The organism is Bacteroides sp. Phil13 (genome assembly GCF_001940965.1).
GTDB lineage: Bacteria > Bacteroidota > Bacteroidia > Bacteroidales > Bacteroidaceae > Bacteroides > Bacteroides intestinalis.
Map to the genome: position 1 here is coordinate 22,922 of NZ_MSHA01000046.1, position 7,744 is coordinate 30,665.

A 7,744-nucleotide genomic window follows, 5' to 3' on the forward strand; every position below is an offset into this window, starting at 1 on the left:
ATTTATGAAACAAAAAGATTTGATTCTTGATTTCAACCTCTACTTGTGTGAGAAGTTCGGCTACAGAGAAAGCTGTAGCGTGGTGCAAAATGCCAATGGCTTTTGTGTGGACATCCGTGAGCGTGATTTGGACTGCTACATCCGCTTTTGGGAGTACAGCGACGGAAGAGGCAACTTCCCCGACTGGTCCATCATCATTGTGCGCAGCAACTTCAAGAAGAACCAAGCCGAAAACCTGAAAGACTTGGCTCGCTTCTTCAAGGAATACATGCCACGCTACGGTTACAAATATCTCTGTACCGAAGGTGATGACTACAAGTATTATCAAACACTCGGTTTGAAGCTCATCCATAAAGACCTGTTCGGACAAGAAAACTATGGATTGGCGATGAAAGATTTGAATGTCTGATACTTGGTTTAAGGCTAAGGAGGGGAAGGTTTTTCTCTCCTTATTCTAACATCTTCCTTATTTGTTTATCAAAATCAGAATCAATCTGTTGAGTTTTATTGAAAATATCGTATTCACTTTCAGCCTTTGCCTTTGCTTGTGCCGCAGAAATGCGCCCTTTATCTGGCAATATCTGATATTTGCGGAATGTCAGGAACTCATTGACACTAGCTGCAAACTGCTCCATATTAAATGTATTCTCTCGTTCAATGAGATCCTCGATATAATCAAAATATCCCGTTACGGCACGTTCCAACCGACGGATTTCATTTTCCTGTAAATAGTTTTTAGCTATTGATACATCCGATTTCAAAATACGCCCGTCAGGCGCATTCTTCCATGTGGTCAGTCCCATGTGTTCTTGTGTATGGTCTGCCTTAGTGTAGATGATTTCAGCAGCTGTTTGCCCTGTAATAGCATAATGAAAACGGTTTTGTATCATAGCATAGAAATCGTGTGTCGTAGGCGAGTTCTTGTCATAGTCAATACTGCATTCTGCATATATGTCGGTAATCTGCTGCCATATACGCCGTTCACTGGTACGGATAGAGCGTACCCTTTCAAGCAATTCACGGAAATAATCTTTTCCGAATACTGCTGTCCCTTGCTTTAAGCGGTCATCATCGAGTACAAATCCCTTTTTAATGTATTCATTCAGGATTTTAGTAGCCCATTGACGAAAGCGAGTGGCTTGCAACGAATTTACCCGATAACCAACCGAGATAACAGCATCAAGATTATAAAACTGTGTGTTATATATTTTGCCATCTTCAGCAGTATGTGCAAATTTTGCACATACTGAATCCTGCTGTAACTCAGATGACTCGAATATATTTTTGAGGTGTTTGGAAATGACTGTCCTATCCACACCGAAAAGCTGAGCCATCGCCTTCTGTGTACACCACAGAGTTTCATCCCTGATGATTACCTGCACCTTTCCATCCTTTTCTGGAAGATTGTATAATATGAATTGTATCTCGTTTGACATAGACATAATAAATTAATATTTCTGTTTACTCGGAATCACTCCACGCACACCACCCTTCGGATTTTCCACATCACCCATGTAGCGAGGAATCAAATGCATATGGACATGGAATACGGATTGACCTGCCGCTTCGTTTACATTGATCCCGATATTATAGCCATCAGGGTGAAAACGTTCGTCAATCTTTCTCTTCACATACTGCAACATGACATTCATAGCCTCCCGTTCATGATTGGTAAGGTCAAAGTAACTGGAAACATGCCGCTTGGGAATGATAAGGGCATGACCTAGAGAGACAGGATAACCATCATAAAATGCCACACATGTAGCCGTTTCACAGATAATTTCCACACGACGGGAAAGATTACAAAACGGACACCTCTCTCCTTCCGTGCGAGGAAGTTTATTGAAATGGTTATACTGATATAGCTCAAAGCTACTGTTCCGTACCAGACTTTGGAACGGTAGTTTTACATTACATTGATAAGTATATTGCTTGTGTATTGCATGCAGACGGAATCCTTCTTTTGTCAAATCTCGACGAACAGCAAAGAATGCAGACCCTTTAGGTGATAACAAGTTTGTTACATTCATCATTACTTCGGCTTGTGCATATGGTTCCAACACGTTCAATACATAATGGCAGATAATCGTATCAAATTTTCCTTCGGGATAATCTGGACGATAGTAATAATCGTAACCAATGATGTCAAAACCTCTTTTCTTCAACTCATCAGTATCATATCCAAATCCGCAACCAAAATCAAGGATTCGCCCTTTCAATAGTTCATGTTGTAAAAGATAGCGAGTAGGAACAGACAAGTCTGTTCGCTTAATAGCTGTTAAATATGGATGATTTATTTTTTCAGGTTGCATAAGCATTAGTATTTCCAAGGTTCAAACCCCATATTTAGGGCTATCTGATTCATTGGGGTGAATGTTTGGTAAAAGCAGTCAAGTAAATGTTCTCTATCCATCATTGCAATGTCTTGCGGAGTATAGCCAAGAGATAAGTAATCTTCCAGTAGTTTGTTTTGTTTGCCTACTTCAAGATTAATGCGCAATGCCGTTTGGTGAGCTTCCGCCAATTTTGGAAGATACAATCCCAAATCGGGTAATTTATTACTTTTAGAACAATTGATACTTGAATCGGCTGGCATTAAATTCCAAAGTAAATCATGAGAAACAAAACTCCATGGAATAAAATGGTCGAGATCATAATTATTTGTATTCAATAACTTTCCTGTATAAAGACACTTAATTTCTATGCCTTTATTGATTGCCGCATTCCAAAACTTACGTTGGTTCGTTAATGGATTACGTTCTTCTTTCTTGATAAGCTTGTTCGGGATGTTGGGAACATTGGGATTACGAACTTGAAGGAAATTGGTCAGTCCCCAATAGGCGAATGAACTGAGTATGTCATAATTTTCCTGCAAATAGGTCAGCCATACCGGATTCAGTTCTACCCACAATGTACCATCGTCTTTCTCAAGTTTATACAGACAACCGTTTTCGAATGTCTGCGAACACTTCACTATTTCACGGTCATCGGAGGTATCTATCCAGGGACGAAGGAAACGGAAAGGAACATTCAGTTGCAAGAAATTCAACTGCCTGCGGATATTCGGCAATCGGATCAATTCCTGCAACTTGTCCACAAGACTTTTCATACTTATATTAATCGGAATATCGTTTTCTTTCTGCAAGGTCAATATGGCATCGTAAAGCGATTCGGACTTGCCGAACGACAACCGGAAATAATTCACCGGATACCATGCATTGGCCACCATAAAAACCATTATCTCCCAAACATTCATCCTTGTCCTGCCTTGCTTGACATATAAGTCAAGAATCCCGAGAAACCAATAATACTTGTATGTTGCTACAGTCTTATCAAAAACCCTATTGAGGTATCTAGTACTTAAAACATAAGATTGAGGTATATTCATCATCTAATTATTCAATTCATAAGTATAAATAATTAATATTTAATTTATTACATATAACCAAACAGACATCAGACAGTTTTATATCCTTTGTGAAAGCCGACCAATTCGATCTCTTAACAATTCGCCATACTTTTCTTTAAGTTCATCACTCAGAAAAGAACTTTGAATGACAGTCTCGAACTTAGACAATAGCCTAATATACTTGTTTATCAGTCGTTCTACAACCACATTATCTATACCCAAAGTAGCTGCCGATTTGATAAAATCCTCTCTTTGAAGCTTTTTCTTCCGACCATTCAAGGTCAATGCCAGTTCTTCATCATCCTTGGGATTGATGATAGCCGCATTCAGCAAGTCGTATGCAGGTGTCAAGCGTATTTTATCCGCCGCTTCATACAAAGAGAAGTTTTTCAAATGCATATCGTTATTCCCTGTAAGCCAAGAGAAAAGCACCAACTCGAAAAAATTGGTAACATCCATTTTGGGCAAAGATGAATATTTCAAAATAGCCTTACCAATACGTTCATAACTGCTCTTGTACTTATGTTCCGTTTGCCTTTCCGTCAGTTGGCACATATCTTCCATTGCTATCTTATCTCCGATAGAAGTTCTGTCAATTCGACGGGTAAGATAGCATAGAGTATCATCCGCCATCCGCATCAGTGTATGAGGAACCACCTCAATACGTGCCGCCTCAGCAAGGTGCATGGTCAAATCCTCTACCTCCGGCATTATTTTATATTGCGAAGTCTGTGGCTTACAAATATAACCACCCCACAGCCCGACAATAGTCAATCGTTTGCTTCCCTCATGTTCATTCAGATGCAAGGATAGCTTCGGCTGAACACCAGTCAAAGAGGTTTGGTCTTGAATGATTTGCAGAGCAAGCTGGTCAAGTTGCCCTATCGTATAATCAAGAACAGGCAATGTTGTTGTCCCGAAGAACTTCTTAACACAAGCCGTGTGCATATCCTTTTCACCCTTTAATAGCGGACGATAACAATATAAACAATTACACATGGCTTTCCTCCTTTTCTTCCATAAGAACAACGCTTACCGCTCCGATACAATCCTTGCAACAGGTCAGGAGCAACGCCATCCGGTCAAGAATGCTGATATCCGTATTCCGCAATGCGACATCCAGCAACCATCCTTCAGGAATCAGACCGTCAAAAAAAGGAAACAGCACAGGACTTTGATATGCATCTGCTTGTAAAGGCAATGTCAGGCTGACAGCCTTTGCCATCTCCGAAGAAAGATATTCCGGCAAATAGCGGAACTCATATCCTGCATCGTTTTCGGTCAGAATTCCTGCCAATTGGTCTTTGTAAAATATACGAGCTTGTCTCATTGATTATCAGTTTTAGAAGTGGCTACCATTTCATAATTAAAGAAATCAAGGAGCTGATTCACCTTATCAAGGCGCAGCGTATCCTTTCCTTGTTCGAGGTCTCGCACAAAGCGCAATCCTACCCCCGACTTCAACGAAAGTTCTTCTTGCGTCAGATTATACTGCTTTCGCAACATCTTGACCGTAATAGAAAGATTGTTCATAAGCATTCAACGTTTAAAATCCAAGATTTTACAATAAAGGTTGCACCTCAAAATAAATCAAACAAATTTAATTTTTCACTCGGTTTGCACTTTATTTATACCTTTTCGGGTGCAAAGTTAATACAAATATCTCATATTATACCACAAGGGGTATAATGTATTTTATTATCAGTACTATAATGTCAGATAAGGTATAATCAACTATTACAATTTATAAAATATCAATTACAATCTCTATTTATCATTTAAAATTTGATCTGTATTTAGCTTTAGTTGTTGTCTAAACAAATCATAACTCTTATAGACTCTAACAGAAGCTTTCGATACTTTTATATGATAATATTCATCAAGTTTTAATGGTATTAAGTACATTGCATTATTAATTCTCTTCGTAATAGGACACATCTCCCTATTGGGAATTTTATACGTATCTATAAATCCCCTGTCGATATTACTCTTTAATAATATGATATTATCGTCCCAGCATTTTGTTTCTTTACCAGGTTTAGGTAATATATTATTACTGGTATATGCCGTCTTCCAAGCCTCATACTCCTTACATAATTTTTCAAAAACAACTTCATTTATTATCGTAAAATCTAAATCACTTTTTTCTGAGAAAATTTTGCCATAATTTGGTGAAGGACTAACTGAGAATCCAGTTTTTGCACTTCCTATAAGTTTTATTGATCCAGATTCAATACTTAACAAATCCGATAGATATTGTATAATCTGTTCATACAGTAAAGGAATATCTTTAAATACAAAAGGAGTATTATTTACAATAACATGTGAGATCAAAGAGTTCTGTTCCAGCCCAATTAATCTCTCATAGCAGACTTTAAATTGCTCTGATGATGTATAAATAGAGCTTATACACATACTTTCTCTACTCATTTTTAAATATCTACTTATATTCATATTAAAAAAAACTTATTTCTTGAATATTTATCATACATATACAAAATATGCTTAACTCTCATTTCGATCTGTATATTACGATGAGCACTACATATCAATGGTTCTGGATACTTTAATCTAGCTACTATTTCTGCGCATACACGATTTTCCAAAACATTCTCTTTAGTTAGATCATATTTTCCTAATATAGCATCTAATGATTGATATTTTGTTCCATAATATGCTATATTCAAATAAATCAAAGCAATGTGTTTCTTTTCAAATACAGATTTGACATAACAAGCCAAAATAATTTCCTTAATTTTTCTACATATATTATATCTGTAGTCACAAATTACAACTCTCACTAACTGTTGTTCTATGGTACTAGCACCTTCTTTTTTATCATAAAAAATATACTTCAAAATGGATCTAAAAATTGCTATTAGATCAAATCCTATATGATATTTATACCTATGATCTTCAGCCACAATAAGGAAATTGATTAGTTTTTCAGCTGATTCATTAGCTAAATATGATTCTATTTTTACATATTCAATTGGAATTACTCTTCTCAAAACATGTAAATCGTTGCATATTTGTTTTATAAAATTCATTTTGCGTATTTACAATTCTTGTTCGTTTCAAGGATAATTTTCCTTCCATTACTTATTTTCTCATTCTATAAGTGGCACCATTTCATAATTGAAGAAACCAAGGAGCTGATTCACCTTATCAAGGCGCAGCGTATCCTTTTCCTGTTCAAGGTCTCGCACAAAGCGCAATCCTACTCCCGACTTCAACGAAAGTTCTTCTTGCGTCAGATTATACTGCTTTCGCAACATCTTGATCGTAATAGAAAGATTGTTCATAAGCATTCAACGTTTAAAATCCAAGATTTTACAATAAAGGCTACACCTCGGAATAAATCAAACAAGTTTGATTCTTCACTCGGTTTGCACTTCATTTATACCTTTTCGGGTGCAAAGTTAATACAAATATCTCACATTATACCACAAGGGGTATAAATTATTTCGCTATCAGTATTATTATATCAGATAAGGTATAATAAATGAGGTTCAGAACTGCAAATATCAAAGTACCCAAATGCTACTCTACACTTTTTCAAGCGAATAATTCGGTTTCGCTACACTTTTTCCAACGAATCGAATACCCCAAATAATCGGAGCGCAAAAATCTCACCGCAAACCGCAAATATTCCAAGAAAACCACTACTTTTGTATTCAGCAAGCGTTCTGTAACATCCATGCGGAAATCCACTATCATTCAATACCTTGTATCTGATAGCGGACATTCCACAAAAAGGCTGAAAAGAGGCGGTACAACACGTGTATGCAAAACAATGAAATACAACGGTTTGCATTTGTCCCTACATTCTGTGTACTTGTAAAAACAGAGGTTGTACCGATTAAAATGAATAGTCATTGATAATCAGTGATGTAAATATGCTGCATCGGAACTTCTCCAGAATCTCATTGGTAGTGTAATAAAGAACGGTCTGTTTTCTTCCATAACTCCGTTTCTTATAACCGGGTGCATCATCAAACATTTTTTCAATGTCCGACTTGCGGATAATGGTACGCCCACGAAGTTGTAAAGCCCGGATGATTCCGGAAGCCATGTGACGATAGATGGTCGCACGGCTAATACCTAAAAGGGTTGCGGTTTCGGCAGGGGAGAGATACAACTTGCTTCCTACGATACCGACTTTCTGCATGGGCTGCTCATTTTGCCGTTCCTCGTATTCCTGTAACCTCTGCTTCCGCTTCTTCTCTTTGTACGCTTTTTCATTGCACGATTTGCTGCAATAGCGTGTTACCATCGTGTGTGCTATAAATGGTTTGCCGCACCACTGGCATTTTCTTTGGATTTCCATATATT

The 7,744-nt window shown here is 37.5% G+C and carries 10 protein-coding genes and 1 pseudogene; 1 reads left to right on the forward strand and 10 read right to left on the reverse strand.

Annotated features, from left to right (window positions below; translation table 11 throughout):
• Nucleotides 1–4: 4 nt before the first annotated feature.
• On the forward strand, nt 5–409 hold the full coding sequence (locus BWI44_RS08730) for a hypothetical protein (protein ID WP_115502969.1): 405 nt from the start codon (nt 5–7) through the stop codon (nt 407–409).
• 40 nt (nt 410–449) lie between these two features.
• Here the strand turns inward: BWI44_RS08730 and BWI44_RS08735 are convergent, their stop codons facing one another.
• From BWI44_RS08735 to BWI44_RS08780, 10 genes and pseudogenes are all read right to left on the reverse strand, one after another.
• Nucleotides 450–1,436 carry a virulence RhuM family protein gene (locus BWI44_RS08735; protein ID WP_115502970.1) on the reverse strand — a complete coding sequence of 329 codons (987 nt, stop codon included), beginning with the start codon at nt 1,434–1,436 and terminating at the stop codon, nt 450–452.
• A gap of 12 nt (nt 1,437–1,448) precedes the next feature.
• Entirely contained in the window at nt 1,449–2,312 is an 864-nt protein-coding gene (locus tag BWI44_RS08740; RefSeq protein ID WP_115503013.1) for an HIT family protein, read from the reverse strand.
• Nucleotides 2,313–2,317: 5 nt separating this feature from the next.
• Nucleotides 2,318–3,229, reverse strand: a complete 912-nt coding sequence (locus BWI44_RS08745; RefSeq protein WP_229036263.1) for an HNH endonuclease domain-containing protein — start codon at nt 3,227–3,229, stop codon at nt 2,318–2,320.
• 237 nt (nt 3,230–3,466) lie between these two features.
• The gene (locus BWI44_RS08750) at nt 3,467–4,408 is read right to left on the reverse strand and encodes a HipA domain-containing protein (protein ID WP_195209987.1); all 942 of its coding nucleotides are present in this window, start codon (nt 4,406–4,408) and stop codon (nt 3,467–3,469) included.
• Nucleotides 4,401–4,739, reverse strand: a complete 339-nt coding sequence (locus BWI44_RS08755) for a HipA N-terminal domain-containing protein (protein WP_115502971.1) — start codon at nt 4,737–4,739, stop codon at nt 4,401–4,403. Before BWI44_RS08755 ends, BWI44_RS08750 begins: the two co-directional genes overlap by 8 nt.
• Nucleotides 4,736–4,942 carry a helix-turn-helix transcriptional regulator gene (locus BWI44_RS08760; RefSeq protein ID WP_115503016.1) on the reverse strand — a complete coding sequence of 69 codons (207 nt, stop codon included), beginning with the start codon at nt 4,940–4,942 and terminating at the stop codon, nt 4,736–4,738. Before BWI44_RS08760 ends, BWI44_RS08755 begins: the two co-directional genes overlap by 4 nt.
• A gap of 234 nt (nt 4,943–5,176) precedes the next feature.
• Nucleotides 5,177–5,863 (reverse strand): hypothetical protein, encoded by a 687-nt coding sequence (locus tag BWI44_RS08765; protein ID WP_195209986.1) that lies wholly within the window; start codon nt 5,861–5,863, stop codon nt 5,177–5,179.
• The gene (locus BWI44_RS08770) at nt 5,860–6,420 is read right to left on the reverse strand and encodes a transglycosylase domain-containing protein (protein ID WP_167507390.1); all 561 of its coding nucleotides are present in this window, start codon (nt 6,418–6,420) and stop codon (nt 5,860–5,862) included. The genes BWI44_RS08765 and BWI44_RS08770 overlap by 4 nt, the downstream gene beginning before the upstream one ends.
• Before the next feature lie 99 nt (nt 6,421–6,519).
• The gene (locus BWI44_RS08775; RefSeq protein WP_195209985.1) at nt 6,520–6,714 is read right to left on the reverse strand and encodes a type II toxin-antitoxin system Y4mF family antitoxin; all 195 of its coding nucleotides are present in this window, start codon (nt 6,712–6,714) and stop codon (nt 6,520–6,522) included.
• A gap of 602 nt (nt 6,715–7,316) precedes the next feature.
• Nucleotides 7,317–7,739 (reverse strand): annotated as a pseudogene (locus BWI44_RS08780) (helix-turn-helix domain-containing protein); the annotation flags it as partial.
• Nucleotides 7,740–7,744: the final 5 nt, after the last annotated feature.